A 24,922-nucleotide genomic window follows, 5' to 3' on the forward strand; every position below is an offset into this window, starting at 1 on the left:
ATGTGTCGCGTTCGGTCATTCCCATTCCCAGTGCAGTGCGTAGCGCCCGGGGTTGGCGTCGGAGATGGCCAGCCGAGCGCAACCCGCATCGTCCACGCGTAGCTCGCCGCCGCGCACGACGCCCTGTTGGGCGGTGACGCGCCAGGTGCATCGACCCGGGACAGCCCTGGGGTCGAAGCACACCTCGGCGAAGTACTCGCGAACGGGAAACCGCAGTTTGCGCTCCGAGTAGGTCGATCGGGGAAGATCCGAAGGGTAGCGGAATTCGTACTCGATCATGGTCACCTCCCCGCGTTCCAGCTTGTGGTCGAAACCCAAGGAGGAGACGAGGTAACCGGTTTCCGGAATGTACTCGGAAGAGCGGACCGAGCAATGGCTCAAGGGGCGAATCCGCGGGCCGGTGGGATGGGGCCAATCCAGCACGCTGGCCACCGGCAGCCGGGAAAGACCCGACCGCGTGGCCCGAAGGACCAGACGCACCCGCAGGGAACGCTCCTGGCCGTCGGGCCCGAGCCGTATCACGTCATGCTGGCTGAGCCGGACGAGGAACCCATCCTCATCGTCGACCTCTCGCAGCAGCGACCGTACGTGAGGGTCGTGGGGCCACGCCGCCTCGACCGGCAATCGGCGTTGTCCGAGCCTGTTGGGGCCCCGCCGCCGTCGCGGTCCCAGCGCACCCCGCAACGAGCCGTCCGGCAGGCCGAGCACTTCCTCCAACGATGACAACGCGAGCAGCGAACCGTGTCGCTCCGGCCGCCGCTGTCCGGACTGCCACAGGCTCAGCGTAGCCACACTGACAGGATGGCCCTGTTGAACGAGCCGATGCCGAATCCGTTCCAAACTCAAGCCGCTGCGCTGGATCGCGACGCGCAACACGCTCGAAAAAGATCCGCTGGCGAAAGCCCATCCAAATCGCCAATAGCGTGGGACACAGCGCCTCCCTTCCGCGCCGCGGCCGGACAGGGAGTACCGGCTACGACCGAGCTCTCGCGACCGCGATGAGAACATGAGTACACCAGTTCAACGCGCTTTTGTGATATGGACCTCGCCACGGTGAGATGGCCGCACTGACTCCGGCGATGGACCCCGCGGGTCGTGAACCGGGACCGCCTTCCAGGTGACGGCGTCCCGACCCACCGCCTGACCCGAATGTGACGCAGATCAACGTTGCCAGTCAAACCCGGCTGAACGCAGCGACGGTATTCATGGCGACGCGGAGGAGCGGAGCCGAAGAAGGCAGTCCGAGAAACGCCAATTTGCTACACATTCGATTACGGGGCATAGAAAAATCCCCCTCGGAGTGATTCTCCGAGGGGGATTTTCCCTGGTAGCGGGGGTAGGATTCGAACCTACGACCTCTGGGTTATGAGCCCAGCGAGCTACCGAGCTGCTCCACCCCGCGCTGACAAGACATACTTTACGCGGGGGTGAACCGGTAATGCAAATCGGGGTCCCGAAACGCTGTGAACTGCGGAAATGCGAGACCCCGGCCGGAAGTTCCGGCCGGGGTCTTGTCACGCGTGGGCTACCTCAGCCGCCTGTTGTCGGCGGGGCGCTCTTGGACTTGGCCTCCTGGAACCGCTTGGCGGCCTCCGCCATCTCCTTCTGGGCCTGGCCGATCGCCGCCGGGTCGCCGCTGCGGTAGGCCGCCTGGAGGCGGTCGTAGGCGGCGCCGAAGTCATCGATGGCCTTGGACAGCTCCGGGCTCGCGCCGGTGACGGGCGGCGGCGGGTTACCGGTGGTCGGTGGCGGGTTGCCGTTCGTCGGCGGGGGCGGTGTGCCACCGGGGTTCGGGGTCGTCGATGTGTCGCCCGCACCCTCGCCGAACACCTGCTCCAACGCCTCCGCCAGTGTCGGCGCGTAGCCGACCCGCCCGCCGAAGCTCACCAGCACCTTCGCCAGCTGCGGGAAGGACGAGTTCTGGTTGCTGCGCTCGATATAGACCGGCTCCACATACAGCAGCCCACCGCCGATCGGCAGCGTCAGCAGGTTGCCGTAGCGGATGTTGGTCTGCTGCTGCCGCAACAGGTTCAGCTCCGTACTCACCTGCGATGAGGACAGGAACTGGGTCTGCACCTGTTGTGGACCCTTGGTCTGGGTCTCGTTCGGCAACTGGAGCACCGTCAGCTTGCCGTAGTTGGTCGGATCGGAGTTCGCCGTCACATAGGCCGACATGAACTCGCGTTTGAGGAAGACCAGTGCGCTGGTGAGCTGGAAGGTGGTCTGCTTGGTCTCCGGATCGGACGCCAGCACGTAGTACGGCGGCTGCTTCTTGCCGGGCATGTTCTGGCTCGTGGAGCCCTCGATGGTCGGGTCGGTGGGCACGTCCCAGAACGACACCGTCTCGAAGAACGTCGCGGGCTGGCTCACGTGGTACTGGGTGAGCAGGTCCCGCTGCACCTTGAACAGGTCCTCCGGGTACCGGAAGTGCGCCTTCAGCGCATCGCTGACCTCGCTGTTGGGCTTGACCACGCCGGGGAAGACGTTGCGCCAGGCCTTGAGCACCGGGTCGGACTCGTCGACGGCGTACAACGACACCGTGCCGTCGTAGGCGTCAACGGTGGCCTTCACCGAGTTGCGGATGTAGGCGATCTTCTTGTCCGGCTGGCGCGCCACCCCGGGCAGGGTGTCGGCGGTGACATCGCCGAGCACCTTCTGCTGCGCGTACGGGTACTGCTCCAGGGTGGTGTAGCCGTCCACGATCCACTTGATGCGGCCGTCGACGACCGCCGGGTACGGGTCGCCGTCCGCGGTCAGCCAGGGCGCGACATCGGTGACGCGGTTGCGCGGGTCGCGGTTGTAGATGATCTTCGAATTCTCGCCGATCGCGCTGGAGAACATGATGCTGCGCCAGTCGCCCGCCTGGTGGGCGGCGAAGGCCATCCGGTTCCACCACGACCCGATGGGCACACCGCCTGCGCCGTCGTAGGTGAACTGCTGCGTGTCGCTGTCGTACTCGCGCGGCGCCTCGCCGGGGTCGCCGCCGACGATGGCGTAGCTGCTGGCCAGTTCGCCGTAGTAGATCCGCGGCTGGTCGACCGGGATGGCGCCCTTGGTGGACAGGTCGCTCACCGTGAACGCGGGATAGCCGCCCTCACCGCCGGTGTCGCGCAACGCGGAGTTGACGGTGTTCGCGGGCGCTGCCACGAAGCCGTTTCCATGCGTGTACACCAGATGCTGGTTGATCCAGTTCCGCTGGTTCTCCGCCAGCCCGTTGGTGTCCAGCTCACGGGCGGCGACGATGTAGTCCTGCAGCTTGCCGTTGACGTTGTAGCGGTCGATGTCCAGCTTGTCGGGGAAGCCGTAGAAGTTCCGGCGCTGCTGAAGCTGGGTGAAGGTCTGCTCCAGCAGGCTGGGGTCGAGCAGCCGCACGTTGGGGATGGTGCCGATGTCCTTGGCGACCTCCTGCGCGCTGAGCTCGGTCTTGCCCTCGTAGGGCACGAACTTGACCTTCTCCTCGGTCAGCCCGTACGCCTGCCGTGTCGAGTTGATGCTGCGCTGGATGGACATCGCCTCTTTGTCCCGCGCGTTCGGCTTGACCGAGAACTGCTCCAGGACCGCGGGCCACGCCGCGCCGACCAGCAGGCTGGACAGGATCAGCAGCACCGTGGCGATGGCGGGCAGCTGGAGGTTGCGGAGGAACGCGCCCGCGAAGAACGCGACCGCGCAGAACACCGCGATGAACATCAGGATCAGCTTGGCGGGCAACACCGCGTTGAGGTCGGTGTAGGTGGCACCGGTGAACGAGACGCCGCGGGTGGAGTACAGCAGCGCGTACCGGTCGAAGTAGTACGCCACCGCCTTCAACAGCACGAAAACGCCCGCCAGCACGGCAAGCTGAATGCGGGCCGGGGCCGATAGCGTGCCGGAACGCCCGGCGAGCCGGATGCCGCCGAAGATGTAATGGGTGACCAGCGCGCCGAAGAACGCCAACGCCACCGTGACAAAGCCCCAGGACAGCAGCCAGCGGTAGAACGGCAGCTGGAAGGCGTAGTAGCCGATGTCGTTGTTGAACTCCGGATCGGTGGCGCCGAACGGCACGCTGTTGAGGAACAGCTGCACCAGCTGCCAGTCCCCCTGCGCGGACAGGCCCGCGATCAGGCCGACGGCCACCGGCAGTCCGATGGCGACCAGCCGCAGGCGCTGCTGCAGCACGATCCGGTATTTCGCGACCGGATCGTCGGGTCCCGACACGGGAACGAACACCGGGCGGGTGCGGTAGGCCAGCGCGAGGCTGCCCGCGAACAGTCCGCCGACGATGACGCCGAGGGACACGAACAGCACCAACCTGGTCAGCACCAGGGTGCTGAACACGTCGCGGTAGCCGACTTCGCCGTACCACAGCCAGCCGACATAGGTATCGAGCAGTCGTCTGCCCGCGATCAGGCCGATCAGCAGGACCAGGCCTATGACGAGCAGGAACCGGCTTCTCCGGGACAGCTTCGGCAGTCCGACCGAGGGCCGCATGGCCACTGCGCACGCTCCAGGTGTTGATGGCGGTTTGTCCGTCAGCCGGCTACGGTGCCGGCCCGTGAACCACTCCGTATGTCCAACTGTAGAGAGGTGGCCCGCAGTTCCCGGCACTGGTGCATACGGTGTTTCGCACGGGTTCGGCGAGGATGCGACGATGAGTGACGTGCCGACGACTCCGCAGAGCCCGCCCGCCCTGCCCGCCGCTGCCCGTGAGGTCGAGGAATTCGTCTCCTCGGGCGGCTGGGACCAGCCGACGCAGCTGTTCGCGCTGGTGCCCACCGCCGACCTGCTGAGCAGAGAGCCGGACCTCGCGGGACAGCTCGACCCGTCGGCGCCCTACACCCCGGTGGCTCAGGAGGCACTGCCCGATGGCGACCTCGCCGACGCGTTGGCGGGCATCGGCTGGCCGGAGGCCGTGGTGGGTTGCGCGCTGGCGCAGGAAATCGTGGTGCTGCCGCCGGAGGCCGAGCCCGAGGTGAGCGAGCCGGACATGGACCCGGAGATGGCCCGCCGCATCGCCGCCGAGCACCCGGCCCGCCGCGAGGCCCGCGTGGTGGCCGCGGTGCTGCGCGACGGCAGCGGTGCCTGTGTGCTGCGCGTCCGAGGGGACGCCGAGACGCCGGACGAGATCATCGAGCACCCAGAGTTGGCGCCCAACCTCATCGACGCGTTGCGCGCGACCTTCCGGGACTAGCGGTACCGCGCTCCGGCGCGGAGGGCAGCGCGGCGCCGGTGTTACGGCGCGGGAGGCACTAGCAGCTTGGCGCCGCGGTGCCCGCGCGGAGGGCGTCGAGGGCCTTGACGGCCTCGGTGAGCGAGCCGACCTTCACCAACTGGAGGTCCTGGGGCGCACGGGACTTGGCCTCGGCGCAGTTGTCCGCCGGGACCAGGAACACCTTGGCGCCCGCCTCCTTGGCGGCGACCATCTTGAACGGGATGCCGCCGATGGGGCCGACCTCGCCCTCTTCGTTGATCTCGCCGGTGCCCGCGATGAACTGGCTGCCGTTGATCTCCCCCGGCGTCAGCTTGTCCACGATGGCCAGCGCGAAGATCAGCCCGGCTGATGGGCCGCCGGTGTCCGCGAGGCTGATCTTGATGGTGAACGGCACGTCCGGCCGGTCGATCGCGGCGACACCGAGAAAGCCCTGCTGCCGGTCGTCCTTGGCGGCGAGCGTGAAGGTTCCCGTGCGGTCCTCGGCGTTGCGCTTGAAGCGAACGGTGACCTGCTGGTCGGGCTTCGAGTCGCCCAGCGCCGCCCGCACCTCCTCGGCGTTGGTCACCGGCTTGCCCGCGACCTCCACCAACTGGTCGCCCGGCTCCAGTGTGCCGTCCACGGGACTGCCCTTGACGATCTCGCCGACCAGCGCCTTGGTCGGGTAGCCGAGGTAACGCAACGCGGCGACCTCGGCGGTGGTCTTGGAGTCCTTGAACGCCTTGACGTTCTCCTGCTCGACCTGGTCCTCCGACTTGCCGGGCGGGTAGATCTCATCCCGCGGGGCCAGCGCGTACCGGCCGCTGGCCCACAGGCCGAGCGCACCGAAGAGGGTGAGGTGGTCGGTCACCGATACCGTCGTCATGTTCAGGTGACCGGCGGTGGGAAACGTGGTCTGACCCGCGATCTCCACCACCGTCTGCCCCCGCGCGTCGGCGAGGGTGTTGAACGTCGGTCCCGGCCCGAGGGCAACGTAGGGAACGCGGACGAATCCGCCGAGCAACCCGAAGGTGATCACCAGCAGGATGCTCACCAGCAGCGTCCAGGTTCTCCTTGTCACGGTCGCACACAGTACCTACTCACCCGATGCCGATGGTGTAAGCCCGCGTACCGTGGAGACATGACCGATCTGCCATTCGGGTTCAACCTCGGCGACCCAGACGACCCGGACCGCCGGAAGCGGGGCGGCGAGCCGAACAAGCCGGGCGATGAGCTGCCCGGTTTCGGCGGCATGCCCGGAATGGATCTCGGTGCGCTGGGGCAGATGCTCTCCCAGCTCGGTCACGCGCTCAGCCAGGCCCAGACGTCATCCGATCCGGTCAACTACGACCTCGCCAAGCAGCTTGCCGTGCAGCGCGTGAACGCCGCGGGCGGCGGCGGGCGGCCGACCGGCGAGCAGTCCGGCGCGGTCACCGAGGCCGTCCGGCTGGCCGAGGTGTGGCTGGACTCCACCACCACGCTGCCCGCGGGCGCCCGCACCTCGGTCGCCTGGTCGGCGCAGGAGTGGGTGGAGCACACCATCGCCACCTGGCGCAGGCTGTGCGATCCGGTGGCGAAGCAGGTCGCGGGCGCCTGGGTGGAGTCGATGCCCGCCGAGGCCCGCGAGATGGCCGGTCCGCTGCTGTCCATGGTCGGCCAGATGGGCGGGCTGGCCTTCGGCTCCCAGCTCGGCAACGGCCTCGGCCAACTGGCGGGCGAGGTGCTCAGCTCCACCGACGTCGGTCTGCCGCTTGGCCCGGAGGGCGTGGCGGCGCTGCTGCCGGGCAACGTGGAGAAGTTCATGTCGGGCCTGGACCTGCCGCGCGGTGAGGTGATGGTGTTCCTCGCCGCCAGGGAGGCCGCGCACCACCGGTTGTTCGCGCACGTGCCGTGGCTGCGTCAGCGGCTGCTGGCCACCGTGGAGGAGTTCGCGCACGGGATCAAGGTGGACACCACCGCGCTGGAGGACCTGGCGGGCAAGGTCGACCCGGCGAACCCGGCGGCGCTGGAGGACGCTCTGCGGGACGGGCTGCTCGAGCCGCAGACCACCGAGGAGCAGAAGGCCGCGCTCGGCAGGCTGGAGACGCTGTTGGCACTGGTCGAGGGCTGGGTGGACGTCGTGGTCGGCGCCGCCATCGGGGACCGGCTGCCCGGAGCGGACGCGCTGCGCGAGACGCTGCGCCGCCGCCGCGCCACCGGCGGTCCGGCGGAGCAGACCTTCGCCACCCTGGTCGGCTTGGAACTGCGCCCCCGGCGGCTGCGGCGGGCCGCCGCGCTGTGGCAGCAGCTCACCGACAAGCACGGCATCGAGGCCCGCGACTCGGTGTGGGCGCACCCCGACCTGGTGCCCAGCTCGGCGGACCTGGACGACCCGCTGGACTTCCTGGAGAACTTCGGCAAGACCGGCGCCCTCGGCGACGACCCGATGGCGCAACTCGAGCGCGAAGCCAACAAAGACCGCGACAAGCCCGACGAGAGCTGACCGGCCGCACCGCGCCGCCGCTCTGACGCAGGCCCGGCCCGGAAAATCCGTGCGCCGAAGTTCTGCGTGGCTCAGTCCTCGGTGATCGTCTCGCCCATGCCCGCGGAAAGGCCTTCCAGGTAGCCGACGGCGCGTTCGGTGCGCGGGTAGCTCTTCAGCAGCGCCCAGAACGCCTTGCCGTGGCCGGGTACCAGCAGGTGGGCCAACTCGTGCAGCAGCACGTAGTCCAGTACCCACGTCGGCACCTCGCGGAGCCGCTCGCTGATACGGATCGAGCCGTCCATCGGCGTGCAGGATGCCCAGCGGGTGCGCATCGGCGGCACCCAGCGCACGGTCGTCGGCGTCGCCCGGCCGTCGAGGTAACGGCGGGACAGCTGTTCACAGCGGGCCATCAGCGCATCGTCGGAGATGCTCTTGGGCCGTCGGGCCTCGCTGCGCTGCAGCCGCGCCAGCATCTCCGCCACCCAGTGCTGCTCCTCCGCGCGGGTCATCCTGGCCGGGATCATCACGATGATCTCTTCGCCCTTGCGGTACGCGCTGACGGTCCTGGTACGTCGTTTGCTGCGGCGGACCTGCACGCGCGTTTCTGGCACGTCGAAGAGCCTACGAGAAGTCCCGACGCCATGAGCAGCGCCCGTTCAGGCTCATCGAAACGATGCATACCACTACCCAGCGGTTCGCGAACCTAAACCAACGTGTCTACCTCACCCGTAAGCGCCGCCCAATGGGACCGCAAATCTGCATAGGTCCGCGTTTTGGGCACGAAACGTGATCACACATCCAACCGGACACGTGACACCGCGCATGCACGTATCGACATTTACTCCCCTATAGCGTGGCCGCGAGTACCTGCGTCTGAGCGCTACAAGTTGGGCTTCACCTGCGCTTCGGACTGCGGACTACGGGCGAGAGCGAAGGAGAGCGCGCGTGGCAACCAAGACCGAGACTTACAACGGCTATTGCGTGAAGTGCCGTGAGAAGCGGGACTTCCAGGGACAGGTCGAGGAGAAGAACAGCCGCCGGATGGCGAAAGGCAAGTGCCCGACCTGCGGCACCACCATGACCCGAATCCTGGGCAAGGCAAGCTGAGAATTCCGGCTCGACGCCGCCGCGAGGACACCGCTCCTCGCGGCGGCGTCGTGTCAACGGCCTGTGGATAGCCGTTTTGCGACCTGGGGACGAAGGCTGCGAGGCTTGGACGATGGGCAACGGCATGACGGCGCCGGGCGGCGTGCTGATGGCGGCGGAGGACGGGTTACCCGAGCGGCCCAGGGTGCTGCCGGGGCTGGCGATGCTGTGGCGGGCGGAGGACACCGTCCAGCTCGGCATCGACCCGCGGCACGGGGTGGTGCTGTCCGGTCTCGGCGCTGAACTGGCCGGTCTGCTGCGGCAACTGGACGGCCGCTACCGGCTGGGCGAACTGCTCAAGGTCGCCACGGGCGCGGGCATCGAGCGGGCACAGATCATCCAGCTGCTGCGCAATCTCGACGCGGCCAAGGTGCTCGACGACGCCGCGAGCGTTCCGGTGCAGACCCGGCAGGTGGGCAACCACCACCGGCTCAGCGCCGACGTCACGGCCTGGACGCTGCGCAACGGGACGCCGGGCGGCAAGCCGGTCGCCGACCGCGCGGGCGCCATCGTCCTCGTGCACGGCACGGGACGGCTGGCGGCGGCGATGGCGGGACTGCTGGCGACCGCGGGCATCGGGGATGTCCGGGTGGACAGCGCGGGTGACGTGCAGCGCGAGGACCTCGGCACCGGCCTGCTGGAAGCCGATCTCGGGCGGTCCCGCCGGGAAGCGCTGACCGACCTGGTGCGGCGGACGGCGCCCGAATTCGACTCGGCGGTTCCTTCGCGCGGATCACCCGACCTGGCGGTGCTCACCGACTGTGTGGTGCCCGCCCCTTCGGTGGTCGGCGAGCTCGTCCGGCAACGCGTCCCGCACCTCCCGGTCCGGGTGCGGGAGGGCACCGGCATCGTCGGCCCGCTGGTGATACCGGGTCGCACCAGCTGCCTGACCTGCGCCGATCTCCAGCGGACCGACCGCGACCCGAGTTGGCCGACGCTGGCGGCGCAGTTGGCGGGCCGCAGCCAGCCCGCCGATCTGGCGAGCCTGAACGCGACGGCGAGCGTGGGACTGGCGCAGGCACTGCTGGCGCTTGCTCATACCGGGACGAACTCCCCACCGCCGACTTGGAACGCCACACTGGAATTCGACCCCTTCGAGGGTGAACTGCGGCGACGCAGGTGGGAACCGCATCCGCACTGCTCGTGCGGGGCTGCCGCGGGGCAATCGCATGGCCTAGTGTGATTGCAGGACATGGTTCGGATCACCTGTAAAGCCGCGGGTCGATCCCCTCAGTTGGAGGACTCGCCGGGTGACCGACATTCCGCGTCGCAGCGTGCAGCGCACGGCGAAGCTCGCCAGCCTGCCCATCGGCGTGGCGGGCCGAGTCGCCGCGGGCTGGGGCAAGCGCCTGATCGGACACAGCGCGGACGAGATCAACGCGGAATTCTCCGCCAAGACCGCCGAGCAGCTGTTCGCGGTGCTGGGCCAGCTCAAGGGCGGCGCCATGAAGTTCGGCCAGGCCCTGAGCGTGTTCGAAGCCGCGATTCCCGACGAGTTGGCCGCGCCCTACCGCGAGGCGCTGACGAAGCTTCAGTCGGCGGCCCCGCCGCTGCCCGCGCCCACCGTGCACCGGGTGCTGGCCGAGCAGCTGGGCGCGAAGTGGACGCAGCGGTTCACCGAGTTCGATGATGAGCCTGCGGCGGCGGCCAGCATCGGCCAGGTGCATCGGGCGATCTGGCATGACGGCCGCGAGGTCGCGGTCAAGGTGCAGTACCCGGGCGCCGACGAGGCCCTGCTGGCCGATCTGCGCCAGCTTCAGCGCTTCTCCCGGCTGTTCCAGGTGATCGTGCCTGGTGCGGAGATCAAGCCGCTGCTCAACGAGCTGCACGACCGGATGGCCGAGGAACTGGACTACCGCGGCGAGGCGGAGAGCCAGCGCGCGTTCGCCAAGGCCTTCGCCGACGACGAGCAGTTCCGGGTGCCCCGCGTGGTGGCCAGCGCCCCGAAGGTGATGGTGACCGAGTGGGTGCACGGCACTCCGCTGGCCCACATCATCAAGCACGGTGACCAGGCCACCCGCAACCGCGCGGGCCAACTGCTCGCCGAATTCCATTTCTCCGCGCCCGCACGGAGCGGCCTGCTGCATGCCGACCCGCACCCCGGCAATTACATGCTCACCGCCGACAACCGCCTCTGCGTCATCGACTTCGGCGCCGTCGCCCGCCTCCCCGAGGGAATTCCCCGCCCACTCGGCGTGATCACCCGACTGGCAATGGAGCAGCGCCAGGAAGAACTGATGGAACTCCTCCGCGAAGAGGGTTTCATCAATCCCCATATGGAGATCTTCCCCGAAGACGTCATGACCTACCTGGCGCCTTTCACCCAGCCCTTACTCACCGAGAAGTTCCATTTCACCCGCCGCTGGCTGCAAAAGCAGGCCTACCGGGTCGGCGACCTCCGCAGCCCCGACAGCCGCACCGGCCGCTCCCTGAACCTCCCACCGCACTACCTGATGGTCCACCGCGTCACCGCGGGCACCACCGGCATCCTCTGCCAACTGGAAGCCGAAGTAGAAGTCCGCCGAATCGTCGAAAAGTGGCAACCCGGCTTCGCCGACTGACGTTGCGAAGAACGCCACCCTGCGCCATCCACCGCGCCCCGGAGTCACCCATAATCGTGAGCCGACATCAGAATGCGCACCTTGATCCGGCGACATGCCAAATCGACTGCGTGCCCCACATCAGCACTCCACTCTCAGCCGAATCCTCTTGCGGCGGGCACACTTCCATGCGACCGGCAACCTCCGCCGCACCGGCTGCGAAGCTACGCCCTCTGCACCCCACCCGCAGCCCAATCACCCTTTTGGGCGAGTCCGGGTCCATATGATCGGTGGTGCCCGGCCCAACCCGCTGCGAAAGCTACGCCCATCGCACGCTGCCAGTAGCGAATCCCCTTTTCGCGGCTTAGGGTTCATATGTACGATGACATCCGCCCCGATCCCGATTCGGCGCTCAGGCGCAAGCAACCATGGTGTCCCCAATCGTTATCCGACTGCCCAGGAACGTTCCCTCAGTCGCTCCCGAATCGCATCGCGAAGGTGAGCGAACCGCGGATGGGTCGCCGATCAAAACCTCTGCGAATCCGGCGAATTTCTACCAACGCACACACCTCGCGCGTGTCGTCCGAAACTCCTTCACCATCCCAGTCCGCATAGCCCGAATCGCTCGGATCAAATCTCCCTGAGTCGGCATCATGCGCTCCTGGGGGATCATGATGTCGACCCAGGGGCGCATGATGACGTCCTGCGTATTTTCAGCTCCCCCCGAATCAATCCTAGCGTTCGGCGATTGGGAAGCGTCGTTATCGCGGCTTCCAATCCGGGAGCGGCCGTAAGAAGCCGGCGGATTTTGAGCAACAGCGGTTATAGGTCGGACGGCGATTGCGGCCCGACCGGCAGCTATTTCGTACTGCCGCTGGGCAGGGTTTCGAAAGGCCGCTGGGCACGGTTTCGCATGGCCGCTGGGCAGGGTTTCGAAAGGCCGCCGGCAAGGATGTCTTGTGACAGGGAGGTAGGGGTTTCGTATAGCCGACGAGCGGGTTGCGTGGGGCTGCTAGGCGGGGGGTCTTGTGACCGACGGGTAGGGGTTTGTACGACCGACGGGCAGTTGCGTGGGGCCGCTTGGCGGGGGTCCTGTGACCGGCAGGTGGGTTTGTCCCCGACGACGGGATCGCGGGTCGCTCAGAGAGCGGGGTTTGTTCGCTGACAGGTCAGAGCTGACAGTAAAGACTTTGTGGCGGTGGCGGTTACCGCGGATCAGAGACGACCACTACCGACCGCCGGGCTGCCGCCCCGGCAGGGCGATCAGCGGGCGGGTGCCGGCGAGGCTCGGCGCCGGTACGACGACCAGGTATGCATTGCCTGCCGACCGCGCGGCAGTTGGTGGGAGGGCAGTTGCCGGGTTGTGGTTACCAGTACTCGGTCGGGAGTTTGGCTTCGATGTCGCGGGTGTGGGCTCTGGCGCAGGAGGGGCAGAGCCAGACGCGGCGGTCCGCGATGCGCTCGGAGACCCAGGAGAGCGATTCGAGTGGGGAGCTTGCGGATCTTGAGTGGCCGCAGCGGTGGCAGGTTTCGGTGTCGGGCACGTCTTGTGAAGCTACGGCATAGGCGAGTGCCGCCCGCGGAGCAACTCCGCGGGCGGCACCCATTCGGTAGTGGTCGGTTTGTCGGATCGTCGACGGGGTGTGTCGCCGTTCCTCGCGATTTCCTGGCGGCAGGCCAGTGGGCGCGATGTTCGCCGTCACCGCGTGCGGCGGTACCGATTGCTGGTTCGTCGCATCGGGGACGCGCGCTCGGCAACGGACCGATGTGAGGTGGGCTCGGTGACCGGGTCGTCGTACCGGGACACCTGATCTGCAACGGACCGGTGCGTGGTGGGCGTGGTGGTTGGCCGCGCGGGCGGCGGGGACGGGTGTCTCCGCCGGCCGCGCGGGTGTCAGTAGATGTCGGTCAGGGTGCGCAGCTTGCTCTCGACCCTGTCGGCGCGGCCGTCGGCAGTGCCTGCCAGCCAGCGCCAGCGGCGGGCGGAGGCCAGTTGACGGGCCACTCGCCTTTCGGCGGCGCGTCGGTACTCACCGTCCGATCGTCGAGAACGAGCCAGAGCTTCTTGGATGAACATATGTCCGTTCCCCAGGTGCTGGTGGCCGATGAATGTGCGGTCGCCGGTCATGCCGCCGCCTCCTTGGATGCAGCGGCATCAACGGATACCGCGGTAGTGGTGGTCAGGTTTCGGTCCTGCTTGCGGGGACGGCCCCGCGGACGCTTGCGGGCGATCACGGCGCCGCGTTCGAAGATCTCGCCGCCCCAGACGCCCCATGGCTCACGCCGGGCAAGAGCGCCTGCGAGGCATTCGGCCTTCACGGGGCAGCTGTCGCACAGCTGCTTGGCGCGCTCCAACTCGGCGGGAGCGTCGGCGAACCAGAGGTCGGCCTCCCCTGCCCGGCAGGGCAGTTCGAGACCCGCGGCGGGCGCCGCTTCCAGTAGGTCGAGGACCCCCGAGGTGCTTTCCTCGCGAGGAGCAGGCACAGCCGCCTCGCGTATCGGCACACTGCTGGTCAACATCAGGTTCCTTCTTTCTCGGCTGCGATGTTGGCGAAAACGATGATGCGAACGGGTTTTCCCATGGTTTTTTTGATCTTGCGTTGGGTGGATGAGGTGCCTGAACAAACACGAAGGCCGCGGATCCGATCTCGGGTCCGCGGCCTTCGTGAGCCTTTAGTCCTGACTGGGCGTCAGAGACGTCGCTCCAAAGCAACGGATGGTGGAGACGGGAAATCAGTGGTCACGGCGATCGGCAGCACTCGCTGACGTCGGGTCGCGGCAGGCTCATACCCCTGGAGGAGGGCAGACTTCTCCTGCGCATTGCGCCAGCCGCCCTTGGTCGTGGGGCGAGCCATACCGGCGAACACACTGGTTCCGTCAAACATGCAGTCGACCCTGGTCAGGAGGTGGCCAGGGGTGCTCATGATCAGAGTTTTCTTCACTGGTTCCACCACCTTCCGCGAGTCGAGTTGTCCAACCGGAGGACCTTCTCCATCCGGTCCTTGGCAGGCTATTAGACCGCAGCACACCCGCACAACTCATTTATCCGTTTGGGCATAACCGGCCTGCAATACACCTATTAGAGCAGCTCAGGGGCCCCACACGTCGCAGCGAAGCTCCTCCGACATCATGCCAGGGAAGCCACTTCCGGGGGAGGCCCAGACGGGCCAACCGACGCCCAAAGGCGACCGGCTGCCGGTGTCAGGAGCGGTTGATGATGCGGAGGACGTCTCCGCCGAAGGTGGCCAGTTTGTTGGCGCCGATGCCGGGGATCGCGACCAGGGCGGCGTCATCGGCGGGTTGGCGTTCGGCGATGGCGGTCAGGGTGGCGTCGGTGAAGACCACGTACGGGGGCACCTTGAGTTGCTTGGCGCGTTCGCCGCGCCAGGACCTCAGGCGGGCCAGCAGTCCCTCGTCGATATTGGACGGGCAGCCGGTGCAGCGGCCGAGCTTGATGGCCATCGGGCTGATCAGCGCCTGGGCGCAGATGTGGCAGGTGGGGGCGGCGCGGCGGACCGCGGGCTGGAAGCCGGGGGTGCGGGACCTGCCGGGCAGCGCGGCCGGGTGGTTGTCGGGGATCAGGCTGTAGAGGAAGCGGCTGCGGCGGCGGTTGCGGCGGTTGCCCGCGTTCCTGGCCAGTGCCCAGGACAGGTGCAGGTGCTCGCGGGCCCTGGTCACGCCGACGTAGAGCAGCCTGCGCTCCTCCTCGATCGCGGCCTCGTCGCCGTCGGCGTGCTGGATGGGCAGGGTGCCTTCGACCAGACCCACCAAGAACACGGCGTCCCACTCGAGGCCCTTCGCCGCGTGCAGCGAGGCCAGCGTGATGCCCTCCACCGTGGGCGGGTGCTGCGCCTCGGCCCGCAGCTGGAGTTCGGTGCAGAACCTGGCCAGGTCCGCGGTGGGTTCGGCGGCGGCGAACTCCTCGGCCAGTTCGGCGAGTGCGCGCAGTGACTCCCATTTCTCCCGCGCCTGACCGCCCGCGGGGGCGCGGCCGGTCAGGCCGAGGCCGTTCAATACCTGACGCACGATGTCGGGCATTTCCTCGCCCGACGGGGAGTTGGCGGCCTGCCGCAGGGTCACCATGGCCTGGCGGACCTCAGGGCGGTTGAAGAAGCGCTCGCCGCCGCGGACCTGGTACGGGATCTCCAATTCGGTCAGCGCCTGCTCGTAGACCTCGGACTGGGCGTTGACCCGGAACAGCACCGCGATCTCGCTCGCGGTCACGCCAGCGGCCAGCAGCTTCTTGATCTTGGCAGCGACGGCGGCGGCCTCGGCGGGCTCGTCGTCGTATTCGGCGAAGGCCGGTTCCGGGCCCGCGGGGCGCTGGCCGATCAGCCGCAGCCGTGAGCCCGCCGGGCGGCCGCGGGCGGCGTCGATCACCCGGTTGGCCAGGGAGACCACCTGCGGGGTGGAGCGGTAGTCGCGTTCCAGCCGGACCACGGTGACCTCGGGGAACCGGCGGGGGAAGTCCAGCAGCCAGCGCGGGGAGGCACCGGCGAAGGTGTAGATGGTCTGGTTGGCGTCGCCGACCACGGTCAGGTCGTCGCGGTTGCCCAACCACGCGGACAGCACGCGTTGCTGCAGCGGGGTGACGTCCTGGTACTCGTCCACCACGAAGCAGCGGTAGCGGTCCCGGAACTCGGTCGCGACCTCGCCGTGCTCCTCCAGAACCGCGGCGGTGTGCAGCAGCAGGTCGTCGAAGTCGTGCAGGCGCGCGGCGAGCTTCGCCTGCTCGTAGGCGGCATAGACCTTGGCCACCTGTTCGGCGGGGCCCGGGGTCTCGCGGTGCGCCTTGGCCACCGCGGTCGGGTAGTCGTCGGGGGTGACCAGGGAGGCCTTGGCCCACTCGATCTCGGAGGCGAAGTCGCGCAGGGACTCGATCTCGGTCGGCGCGCCCGCGCGGTGCGCGGCCTGCTTGACCAGCCGCAGCTTGCCTTCGACAAGGTGCCAGGGCTCGTCGCCCACCACTCGCGGCCAGAAGTAGCGAAGCTGGCGGAGTGCGGCGGCGTGGAACGTCCTGGCCTGCACGCCTCCGACGCCGAGTTCGCGCAGCCGGGTGCGCATCTCCCCCGCGGCCCGCGCCGTGAACGTGACGGCCAGGACCTGGCCGGGTGCGACGTGGCCGAGGTGCACGAGATAGGCGATGCGGCGAGTGATCGTGCGGGTCTTGCCGGTGCCCGCCCCCGCCAGCACACAGACCGGGCCGCGGGGCGCGAGTACGGCCGCCTGCTGCTCCGGATCGAGCCCGTCCAGCAGTTCCTGTTCCCGCGCCATCGGCCCATCCTCGCACCTGTGTTCGCAGGCGTCGGGCAGGCCCCGCCCGGCGCGTCGCCCTCCCCTGTCCACCGCTGATTTACCGCCTGGCAAAACGCCTGTCATGAATTGTCACTTGTCCGCATGAGAGAAAACCTGCGAGCGATACATCCGGGGCACGGAAATCCGTACCTTATTTGTCACCGGGCGATAATCCGCCATTTGCATTGAAAGTACTGACATTGTGCCTGCGTGTTCGAGCCGGCAGGATGCCGGCAACTTCACGGCGAAGTCCCGTTTTCCGGCCATCCCTGATTCGAGACCAGAGGGCATCACCTGTGTCGAGAAGTTCCCACACCAGGAAAGTCGTCGCCGCACTGTCGGTCACCACCCTGATCGCAGCCTGCGGTTCCACCCCACCGAGCCCGCAGACCCCGCAGGTGCAACTCGTGCACGATGAGCAGCTCACCAGCTGCGTGTTCTACGGCACCGAACCGTTCATGTTCCGCCGCGGCAACGAGGTCGCGGGCTTCAACGCCGATCTGACCAGGCTCATCGCCGTCCAGCTTGGCGTCAAGGAAAAGCTGGTCGAGATGCCGTTCGAGGTGCTCGACTCCGGCGAGGCGCTCAATGCCGAGGTCTGCGACATCGTTTCCGCGCCCTTCACCATCACCGATGTGCGGGAGAAGCTCGTGGACTTCTCCCAGCCCTACCTGCCCGCCAACTTCGGGCTGCTGGTGCGGCGGGATTCGGGTATCACCGGATGGGCCGGACTCAAGGGCCGGACGATCGCGGTCCAGGCCGACACCACGAATGACGACTACGCGGCGCAGCGCGGCACCGGAATTCGCATCCTCCGCTTCGACACCGCGGAAGCCCAGCTAGCGGCGGTGGCGGCGGAGAAGGCGGACGCCGCGATCAGCAACCACGGCGCGCTGAAGGCCTATGCCAACCGGGACGGGCGGCTCGCCGTCGTCGAGGAGATCACCACCGGACAGCATTACGGCATCGCGGTGCGCAAGGGCAATGAGCAGCTGCGGGAACGCATCGACGGACTGCTCGACAAGATCAAGAAGGACGGGACCCTGACCAGGATGCGGGTGAAGTGGTTCGGCGACCAGCCCGATCCAGAATAGCTACTCGTCGACAGCGGCCCAGGAGCGGAGCATGCGGTAGGCGATGGAGACGCCGAACGGCAACACCAGGTCCTCGGCGTCGGCGGGTCTGCCCAGCGCCTCGCGGATCTCGGCCCGCGACACCCAGCGGGCCTGTGCGATCTCGCCCTCCTGGAGCCGCAGCGGCTGGTCGCGGTCGGCTGTCGCGGTGAAGGCGATCATGAGTGAGCGGGGCAGCGGCCACGGCTGGCTGCCCAGGTAACGCAGGTCGCGGACCTGGAGGCCGACCTCCTCGGCGATCTCCCGCATCACGCAGGCCTCCAGCGACTCGCCCGCCTCGACAAAACCGGCCAGCACCGACATCCGGTTCGCAGGCCACTGGGGGCCGCGGGCCAGCAGCACATGGCTGCCGTTGGTGCCGACACCGTCGTGCACCAGGCAGATCACCGCGGGGTCGGTGCGCGGGTACTCCTCGGCGCCGCAACCGGAACAGTGCCGCACCCAGCCCGCCCGCGCGGGGGTGGTGGGCTCGCCGCAGCGGCCGCAGAAGCGGTTCTGGGCATGCCACACCAGCACGCCGACCGAGGCCGTCAACAGACCGGCGTCGGTGTCGTCGAGCAGGGCGCCGCACTCGCGCAGGTTCTGCCACACCGCGTCGGAGGGCACGCTGGCCTTCGCCCCCGACGCGCAGTGCTGCTCGGCACGCAGCGCCCAGTAGGTCTGCCCGTCAAGCTCACCGAGCAGCACCGCCTCCTCCGGCGGCGCCTCGCCGAGTTCGACCCCCTTGCACAGCACCAGCTTCGGCCGGTGGCCGCCGGTGACGCAGGCCTTGCCCTTGGCGTCCACCAGCAGGACACGGGCACAGTTCCAGGAGGCGACCTGACCTTCGCGGTCGTCGCGCAGTGGATCATTCCGGTCCACAGTGGACCGGGAGAGAGCAGGCAGTCCGTCGAGCTCGAAGTGCTTCACGACACCTGGATACCACCGAGTGCGCGCAAAGACGCCGACAATTCGGCCGCGTCGCCCACGATCACTCCCGTGAACGCGGTAGGCGAGTAGAACTCGCGTGCGACGGCCGCGACCTGCTCGACCGTGACGGCCCGCAGCCGCTCCGGGTGCACCCGGAGCCAGTCCGGCGAGATGCCAACGCTGGCCAGCGCGAGCAGTGTGCTGGCCAGGCCCGACTGCGAGGAGGTCGCGGTGACCAGCGAGCCGATCGCGTAGTTGCGGGCCGAGTCCACCTCGGACTCGCTCGGCGGGACGGTGACCAGCCTGCCGAGTTCGTAGCGCATCTCGTGCACGGCGGCGGCGGTGACCGCGCTCGCGGTGTCGGCGTCGATGTTCACCGTGGCGTTGTCCAGGGTGAACTCGAAGCTGGAGTGGGCGCTGTAGGTGTAGCCCTTCTCCTCGCGGATGTTCTCCACCAGCCGGGAGGAGAAGTAGCCGCCGAAGACCATGTTGGCCAGTTGCAGCGCCGGGTAGCGCTCGTCGGTCCTGGGCACCGTCTGCGCCGACAGCCGGATCTGGGACTGCACGGCACCGGGCCGGTTGACCAGCAGCAGGTCCGAGCCGCCCACCGTCGGCAGCGGCGGCAACTCGGCGGCCGTGGAGTCCGAACTCCAGCCGGACAGGCCGCGGGAGATCCGCTCGACCGCGGCGTCCGGGTCGATGTCGCCGACCACGACCAGCAGCGAACCGCGCGGCAGCACGCCGTCGCGGTGCAGCCCGCGGACCTGCTCGGCGGACACCTCCGCCACGTCCGAGGCCTGCGGCACCTCCTTGGTGTACGGGTGGTCGCCGTAGCGGTGCTTCTGCAGCGCCTCGCGGGCGATCACCCTCGGCTGCGAGCGGGCCACGGTGAGCCGCTCGATCAGGCGGTCCCGCTCGCGCTCCACTTCGCCGTCGGGGTAGCTCGCGGCGGTGAGCACATCGGAAACGACGTCGATGAAGGTGTCCAGCCCGCTCGCCAGCGAACTGCCGGAGATCGACAGCCGCTCCGGGTCGACGGAGGCGTCGAGGACCGCACCGGCCTTGGCCAGATCGGTGTCGATCCTGATGCGGTCGCGGTTGGCGGTGCCGCTCAGCAGCGAGCTGACCAGCACCTCCGCCGTCGCGGCGTGCAGCGGGTCGCTGCCTGCGAACGGGATCCGCATGCGCAGTTCCACCATCGGCACCGCGGAGCGCCGGACCGCGATCATGCGCAGGCCGTTGGGCAGCACGGTGTCGACCAGGGAGGGGAAATCCTCCGGCCGCTGGGTGCCCAGCGGCGGCAGCGGACGCGGCCCCTGCGGGGTGCGACCGATCTCCTCGGGGGTGCGGTGGGTGATCACCTGGGTCACTGGGCACCTCCGGCAGGCGTGACGGTCAGGACGGCACGGGAGTCGGGACGCAGCAGCTTGGCCGCGTTCGCGACCTGCTCCCTGCTCACATCGCCGAGCCTGCGCGGCAGTTCGGAGACCAGCTCGGCGCGGCCGTGCAGCAGCTCGAAGGCGCCGAAGGCCAGCGTGCGGGAGGTGATCCGGTCGTGCTCGCGGTACAGCGACGCGGCCGACCGGGCCTCGACCCTGGCCAGTTCGTCAGAGTCGGGGCCGTCGGCGGCGAGGCGCTCCAACTCCTCGTCCAGCGCGTTGATCACGCGGGCCGCCTCCACCTCGGGCGAGTAGATCATCGTGACCGTGAAGGTGTCCGGGTCGCGTGCGTCCAGCGGGGCGCCGAACAGCCCGCAGCCCGCCTGCACATCGGTGACCAGCGCGTCGCGGTGCACCATCCGCTGCTGGAGCCGGGAGGCGTCGCCGTCGGTGAGGATGTCGGCCAGTACCACGTAGGCGAGGTAGGCGTCGAGGTCGACCACCGGGTCGGGCATGCGGTAGCCCAGCGCGAGCGCGGGCAGCGGGGCGTGCGGGTCGGCGTGCTCGCCGCGCAGTTCGCCCGACGGCGGCGGTTCGGCGAAGGAGGGCCGCCGCGGCACCGGGCGGGCGGGCACGTCGCCGAAGTGCTTCGCGATCAGGTCACTGGCGTGCGCGATCTCGAAATCGCCCGCTACGGTGAGCACCGCGTTGGCGGGGGCGTAGTAGGCGTCGAAGAAGGCCGCGCAGTCGTCGGTGGTGGCGGTCTCCAACTCGGTGAAGTCGCCGTAGCCGTTGTGCGCGTTGGGGAACGTGGAGTACAGCACCGGCGGCAGCAGAATCCAGGGGAAGCCGCCGTAGGGCCGGTTCAGCACGTTGAGCCGGATCTCCTCCTTGACCACGTCGACCTGGTTGCGCAGGTTCTCCTCGGTGATCTTGGGGGCGCGCATGCGGTCGGCCTCGAGGAACAACGCGCGTTCCAGCGCCGCCGAGGGCAGCACCTCGTAATAGTCGGTGTAGTCGGGGTGGGTCGAACCGTTGAAAGTGCCGCCGGAGGACTGGACGTGCCGGAAGTGCGCCAGTTTCTCCAAACTCTCGCTGCCCTGGAACATCAGATGCTCGAACAGGTGCGCGAAGCCGGTTCGCCCTTCTGGTTCGGAGCGGAAACCGACGTCGTAATGCACGCTCACGCCCACCACCGGCGAGGAGGTGTCCGGCGCAAGCAGCACACGCAGCCCATTGGGCAATGTGAAGCGGTGCAGCTGTGGTTCGGCCATGGTCGCCAGCCTACGGGTATCGGACGAACCGCCGACCGGTCACCCGGCATATCAAGATCAAGTATCCAGGGCGATCCGCCCAGTCGGGTTCGGCAACCGGTTGCCGGGCGTTCACTTGAGCGCGCGGAGGTGTCCCGCCTGGGCGAGCACGCCGTCGATGGCTCCGACGAAGGATGGGAAACGCGCGGCGAACCGGCCGAGGTCGGTGCTCTCGGCGTCAACCCCGCCGTCCAATCCGGCGTCGCTGTACCAGTACAGGCCGGGCGTGCCGTCGGCCTCCGGGTCGAGCCGGGCATGGGTTCGCAGCCAGTGGTCGGTCTCGCCGAGCACCACCGCGTAGGGCAGCGAGCGGGAGAACACCATTTCGCGGTCGGTCTCCGGAAGCTGCTCGGGGTCGGCGGAGTGCAGGTAGTTGCGCAGTCCGCGCACCTGCTCCAACAGCAGGCTGCCGCGCTGGGTCCTGGCGGGCATCCAGCGCGAGCCGTAGGCCAGCGCGATGCCGCCGATGATCACCGCGGTGCCCAGCAGGGCCAGCGAGCCGAGCAGGGTCAGCAACACCGTGAGCACGACGCCCGCGATGGTCAGGGCGATGCCCAGCCACCACCAGCGGCTGCGCTCGGTGTCGGGTCGGCGGGCGAACCACTCCTTGTGCACGACCTCGGTGTAGAGCGCCTCGCGCACGGCGGTGAGGTCCGGCTTGCGGCCGCGCAGGTCGGACACCAGTACCTCGTCGGTGCCCGTGGGCAGCAGCACGTCGTAGGCGGCGCGCTCATACGGGCGCAGCGAGTCGTCGGGTGCGTTGCGGCGCACGATGCGCCAGTCGGTGACGCCGTCGCCGGGCAGTTCCTCGATCCACAGGTAGTTGCGCACCGCGAGGTCGATCAGGGTGGCGGTCACGTCGACCACGTCCACGTGCTCGTCCACCACGGTGCCGACCTGCCCTGGCAGCAGCCCGTCCGGCGAGGCGAAGCTGACCTTGCCGCCCGGCTCGGTGACCAGCACCTGCATCGGACCGACGTCGGTGGCCAGGGCCTTGGCGTCGCGGCCGCGGGCGTACCAGAGCAGCGCGAGCCCGGCCAGCAGCAGCACCGTGAGGCCGACCAGTCCGGCGCCGCTGACCGCGTTGAGCGCGAAGGCACGGCCCAGGTCGGAGGACTCGGTGAAGCTCGCGTTGGCGGGCACGGTGCCAGCGGGGACGCCGACCGAAAGCTCCACCCGGTCGCCCTCGGCCAGGCCGTCCTGCTCGGCCCTCGGCAGGCCGCCCTCGCCGATCATGGAGGAGTTGCAGCCCGCGTTGGAGCCCTCCGGACCGGCCAGGCAGGTGATCCTGGTGGGCGGCTTGGGGGTCAGGATGCTGACCCTGACCACGTCCAGGCGGGAGTTCCAACCCGCCGCGACGGACCAGCGCACCTCCTGCTCGCCGCCGACGTCGGCGACCGCGCCGCCGACGGTGTAGCGGACGACGGAGGTGCCCGGCCGCAGGGTGATCGTGAGCTCGTCGGCGGTGGCGCGCACCGAACCGGTGCCCTCCACGGTGGCGTCGCCGACCTGGTACGTGCGGTCGTAGTCGCCCGCGGACTGGCGCAGCGGGACCGAACCGGTGACGGTGCGGCCCGCGGGAACCGCGAAGTACTGGGTGACGCTGAGCTTTCCGTCACGCTCCAGCTTGAGCCTGGAGTCCACGGAGAACTGGCCGGGGTCGCCCGGAACGGGTGGTTGAGCGAGCGCCGATGGCGCGAGGACGGACAAGATCAACGCGAAGGCCGCCGCCGCTGTTTTGCTCAACACGGCCCGCACAATAGCGAAGTCTCACTATGCTTCCGCCGATCCGGGGACACACGGGAGTCAGCGCACGCATGCAGCCTTATCCGCCACCGCCACACCATCGGATGCCGCCGCCGTCGGCGCCGCTCCCGCCGCCCGCGGTGGCACCGCGCGGCTACCCGCCCGGTCCTCCCCCGCAAGCTCCGCGACCAGGTTCGCGGCCCGGTCCGCCGCCCGGCAGGGCCGGTGGTCCGCCAGGCCACCATCCGCCGCCGGGTCACCGCCCACCCGGTCACCAGCCGCCGGCGTCCGCCGCGCCACCCCGCTACGGCGCTCCGTGGCAGCAGCGGGCGATGCCGCCGCCGATGCCGGTGATGCCACCGCCGATGGCCGCGCCGCCGTCACCTCGGATGATGCCGCCGTCGTGGGTGCCGCCGCAGTACGGCCCCCCGCCGCGGCGCAAGTCCGTGGCGGGCCCGATCGTGTTGGGACTGCTGGCCTTCCTGGTCATCGGAGGCCTGGGCACCATCGGCGTGATCGGCATGCTCAGCGGCAACAGCCGGCCTTCAGCGGAGGGCTACAACCCCACTCCGACGGTGACCTACCCCAGCTACACCTCGACCACCACCACGTCGACGCCCACCGGCACGACGGCCGGGCAGACACCGACCCGTGAACCGGGCAGACCGTCCCCGGCGCCGGTGCTGCGACTGGCGGACAACCCGCTGCACAACCAGGGTCTCGGCATGACGCAGGTGACCTGCACCCCCAGCCGCTGGGCCAACAGCCCCGAGGCCGCCGAGCAGTTCTTCCGCTCGGCGCTGCCCTGCCTGGACGAGTCCTGGCGTGCCGCGCTGATCGGCGCGAACCTGCCCGCCGACCCGCCGAAGCTGGCGTTCCCCAGCGGCAGCCAGTGGTCCAGTCCCTGTGGCGGCGTGTCCAACGGCGAGGCCGCGGCCTTCTACTGCTCCCGCAACAACACGCTCTACATGCCCTACACCGGCCTCCAGGTGGAGGACTTCGGCGCTCGGCCGGGCGTGTACCTGGCGGTGTACGCCCACGAATACGGCCACCACGTCCAGGAGCTGAGCGGGATCATGGAGGCCTCCTGGAACCTCCAGTACGACCTCGGCCAGGAAAGCCAGCAGGGCCTGGAGGTCTCCCGCAGGCTGGAACTCCAGGCGCAGTGCCTGTCCGGCATGTTCTTCGCCGCCACCACCGGCCGCGGCGGCATCGACCGCAACACCTACAACGAGGCCGCCAACACCCAGCGCCGAGGCGACCACGATCCGAGCCGTCCCCGGGACCACGGCACCGACGCGCACAGCGAGTCCTGGTGGATGCACGGCTACCGCAACAACACCACCGCCGCCTGCAACACCTGGTCGGCCCCCGCCGACGAGGTCTCCTAGTACCCCGCCTTGGGGCGCTTGATGAGGAAAGCGAACACCGCGCCCGCGAGACCCGCCAGCACCAACAGCACGACGGTGAGGCGGCGCTGCACGGTCCAGGTCGTCGTCTTGGGCGGGGTGGCGCCGGGGAGGCGGGCGGTGACCTGGGCCCCGGGGGTGGCCGCGGCGGGGATCTCCACGTCGAGGGTGGTGCCCTCGCGGTGGCCGCAGCCATCGAGTTCGGCCGTGGTCGGCCTGCCGTCCAGTTGGAACTCCACGGTGTCGCGGGCCTGGCCGTCGGCGCAGGCCCGCGAGTCACGAACGGTCGCGGTCACCGTCTTCACCGGGGTCTGAGCGGTCGGTGCGGTGCCCACGGTTCCGGGTGCGAGCAGCCGCACTGATCCTGCCGTGCCGACTCCGAAGAGTCCGACGACGATCAAGATCAGCACCCATCCCACCGGTC

21 protein-coding genes and 1 tRNA gene are annotated in these 24,922 nt (G+C 68.9%); 7 read left to right on the forward strand and 15 right to left on the reverse strand.

The genetic code is table 11. The features are described from left to right. Nucleotides 1-15: 15 nt before the first annotated feature. The 3 genes from ACU6XJ_RS06025 to ACU6XJ_RS06035 form a co-directional block, all read right to left on the reverse strand. The gene (locus ACU6XJ_RS06025) at nt 16-792 is read right to left on the reverse strand and encodes an XRE family transcriptional regulator (protein ID WP_476307474.1); all 777 of its coding nucleotides are present in this window, start codon (nt 790-792) and stop codon (nt 16-18) included. A 533-nt stretch (nt 793-1,325) separates the two neighbouring features. Further along, nucleotides 1,326-1,402, reverse strand: a tRNA-Met gene (locus tag ACU6XJ_RS06030). Nucleotides 1,403-1,530: 128 nt separating this feature from the next. Beyond that, on the reverse strand, nt 1,531-4,467 hold the full coding sequence (locus tag ACU6XJ_RS06035) for a UPF0182 family protein (RefSeq protein ID WP_476307476.1): 2,937 nt from the start codon (nt 4,465-4,467) through the stop codon (nt 1,531-1,533). 160 nt (nt 4,468-4,627) lie between these two features. On the opposite strand from ACU6XJ_RS06035, the gene ACU6XJ_RS06040 reads away from it, so the two are divergent. Then, nucleotides 4,628-5,167: a PPA1309 family protein gene (locus tag ACU6XJ_RS06040; protein WP_476307477.1), complete on the forward strand. Its 540-nt coding sequence runs from the start codon at nt 4,628-4,630 to the stop codon at nt 5,165-5,167. A gap of 58 nt (nt 5,168-5,225) precedes the next feature. Here ACU6XJ_RS06040 and ACU6XJ_RS06045 read toward each other — a convergent pair whose 3' ends face one another. Continuing rightward, nucleotides 5,226-6,245, reverse strand: a complete 1,020-nt coding sequence (locus ACU6XJ_RS06045) for a YlbL family protein (protein WP_476307479.1) — start codon at nt 6,243-6,245, stop codon at nt 5,226-5,228. A 60-nt stretch (nt 6,246-6,305) separates the two neighbouring features. Here ACU6XJ_RS06045 and ACU6XJ_RS06050 point away from each other — a divergent pair, with 60 nt between their 5' ends. Continuing rightward, a complete protein-coding gene (locus ACU6XJ_RS06050) occupies nt 6,306-7,646 on the forward strand; it encodes a zinc-dependent metalloprotease (protein ID WP_476307481.1) in 1,341 nt (446 codons plus the stop codon). 71 nt (nt 7,647-7,717) lie between these two features. Here the strand turns inward: ACU6XJ_RS06050 and ACU6XJ_RS06055 are convergent, their stop codons facing one another. After that, a complete protein-coding gene (locus tag ACU6XJ_RS06055) occupies nt 7,718-8,239 on the reverse strand; it encodes a M48 metallopeptidase family protein (protein WP_476307483.1) in 522 nt (173 codons plus the stop codon). 334 nt (nt 8,240-8,573) lie between these two features. Between ACU6XJ_RS06055 and ACU6XJ_RS06060 the strand changes: the two genes are divergently transcribed. From ACU6XJ_RS06060 to ACU6XJ_RS06070, 3 genes are all read left to right on the forward strand, one after another. Next, the gene (locus ACU6XJ_RS06060; protein ID WP_476307485.1) at nt 8,574-8,735 is read left to right on the forward strand and encodes a DUF5679 domain-containing protein; all 162 of its coding nucleotides are present in this window, start codon (nt 8,574-8,576) and stop codon (nt 8,733-8,735) included. 112 nt (nt 8,736-8,847) lie between these two features. Beyond that, nucleotides 8,848-9,957, forward strand: coding sequence for a TOMM precursor leader peptide-binding protein (locus tag ACU6XJ_RS06065; RefSeq protein WP_476307487.1), 1,110 nt, complete (start codon nt 8,848-8,850; stop codon nt 9,955-9,957). 67 nt (nt 9,958-10,024) lie between these two features. Then, complete coding sequence (locus ACU6XJ_RS06070) at nt 10,025-11,335, forward strand: ABC1 kinase family protein (protein WP_476307488.1); 1,311 nt, start codon at nt 10,025-10,027, stop codon at nt 11,333-11,335. Between the two features lie 1,346 nt (nt 11,336-12,681). Here the strand turns inward: ACU6XJ_RS06070 and ACU6XJ_RS06075 are convergent. The 4 genes from ACU6XJ_RS06075 to ACU6XJ_RS06090 all read right to left on the reverse strand — a co-directional run bounded on the left by ACU6XJ_RS06075 (nt 12,682) and on the right by ACU6XJ_RS06090 (nt 16,588). Continuing rightward, the gene (locus tag ACU6XJ_RS06075; RefSeq protein ID WP_476307490.1) at nt 12,682-12,858 is read right to left on the reverse strand and encodes a zinc ribbon domain-containing protein; all 177 of its coding nucleotides are present in this window, start codon (nt 12,856-12,858) and stop codon (nt 12,682-12,684) included. 350 nt (nt 12,859-13,208) lie between these two features. Beyond that, the gene (locus ACU6XJ_RS06080; RefSeq protein ID WP_476307491.1) at nt 13,209-13,442 is read right to left on the reverse strand and encodes a hypothetical protein; all 234 of its coding nucleotides are present in this window, start codon (nt 13,440-13,442) and stop codon (nt 13,209-13,211) included. Then, nucleotides 13,439-13,834 (reverse strand): WhiB family transcriptional regulator, encoded by a 396-nt coding sequence (locus ACU6XJ_RS06085; RefSeq protein WP_476307493.1) that lies wholly within the window; start codon nt 13,832-13,834, stop codon nt 13,439-13,441. Before ACU6XJ_RS06085 ends, ACU6XJ_RS06080 begins: the two co-directional genes overlap by 4 nt. A gap of 681 nt (nt 13,835-14,515) precedes the next feature. Continuing rightward, nucleotides 14,516-16,588 (reverse strand): ATP-dependent DNA helicase UvrD2, encoded by a 2,073-nt coding sequence (locus tag ACU6XJ_RS06090; protein ID WP_476307496.1) that lies wholly within the window; start codon nt 16,586-16,588, stop codon nt 14,516-14,518. Nucleotides 16,589-16,905: 317 nt separating this feature from the next. Between ACU6XJ_RS06090 and ACU6XJ_RS06095 the strand changes: the two genes are divergently transcribed. Next, complete coding sequence (locus ACU6XJ_RS06095; protein ID WP_476307499.1) at nt 16,906-17,703, forward strand: ABC transporter substrate-binding protein; 798 nt, start codon at nt 16,906-16,908, stop codon at nt 17,701-17,703. Here the strand turns inward: ACU6XJ_RS06095 and nudC are convergent, their stop codons facing one another. From nudC to ACU6XJ_RS06120, 5 genes are all read right to left on the reverse strand, one after another. Next, nucleotides 17,704-18,651: an NAD(+) diphosphatase gene (gene nudC / locus ACU6XJ_RS06100; protein WP_476307502.1), complete on the reverse strand. Its 948-nt coding sequence runs from the start codon at nt 18,649-18,651 to the stop codon at nt 17,704-17,706. It lies immediately after the preceding gene. Then, on the reverse strand, nt 18,648-20,021 hold the full coding sequence (locus ACU6XJ_RS06105) for a M16 family metallopeptidase (RefSeq protein ID WP_476307504.1): 1,374 nt from the start codon (nt 20,019-20,021) through the stop codon (nt 18,648-18,650). Before ACU6XJ_RS06105 ends, nudC begins: the two co-directional genes overlap by 4 nt. Continuing rightward, nucleotides 20,018-21,304 carry a M16 family metallopeptidase gene (locus ACU6XJ_RS06110; protein WP_476307506.1) on the reverse strand — a complete coding sequence of 429 codons (1,287 nt, stop codon included), beginning with the start codon at nt 21,302-21,304 and terminating at the stop codon, nt 20,018-20,020. The genes ACU6XJ_RS06105 and ACU6XJ_RS06110 overlap by 4 nt, the downstream gene beginning before the upstream one ends. A 111-nt stretch (nt 21,305-21,415) precedes the next feature. Beyond that, nucleotides 21,416-23,092 carry a DUF2207 domain-containing protein gene (locus ACU6XJ_RS06115; RefSeq protein ID WP_476307508.1) on the reverse strand — a complete coding sequence of 559 codons (1,677 nt, stop codon included), beginning with the start codon at nt 23,090-23,092 and terminating at the stop codon, nt 21,416-21,418. A gap of 57 nt (nt 23,093-23,149) precedes the next feature. After that, nucleotides 23,150-23,356 carry a hypothetical protein gene (locus tag ACU6XJ_RS06120; protein ID WP_476307511.1) on the reverse strand — a complete coding sequence of 69 codons (207 nt, stop codon included), beginning with the start codon at nt 23,354-23,356 and terminating at the stop codon, nt 23,150-23,152. Between the two features lie 65 nt (nt 23,357-23,421). Between ACU6XJ_RS06120 and ACU6XJ_RS06125 the strand changes: the two genes are divergently transcribed. Next, on the forward strand, nt 23,422-24,480 hold the full coding sequence (locus ACU6XJ_RS06125; RefSeq protein WP_476307513.1) for a neutral zinc metallopeptidase: 1,059 nt from the start codon (nt 23,422-23,424) through the stop codon (nt 24,478-24,480). On the opposite strand, the gene ACU6XJ_RS06130 is transcribed toward ACU6XJ_RS06125, so the two are convergent. Next, a complete protein-coding gene (locus ACU6XJ_RS06130; protein ID WP_476307515.1) occupies nt 24,477-24,908 on the reverse strand; it encodes a hypothetical protein in 432 nt (143 codons plus the stop codon). The two genes, ACU6XJ_RS06125 and ACU6XJ_RS06130, sit on opposite strands and share 4 nt — an antisense overlap. Between the last annotated feature and the right edge of the window lie 14 nt (nt 24,909-24,922).

It is taken from the genome of Actinorectispora metalli (genome assembly GCF_056323685.1).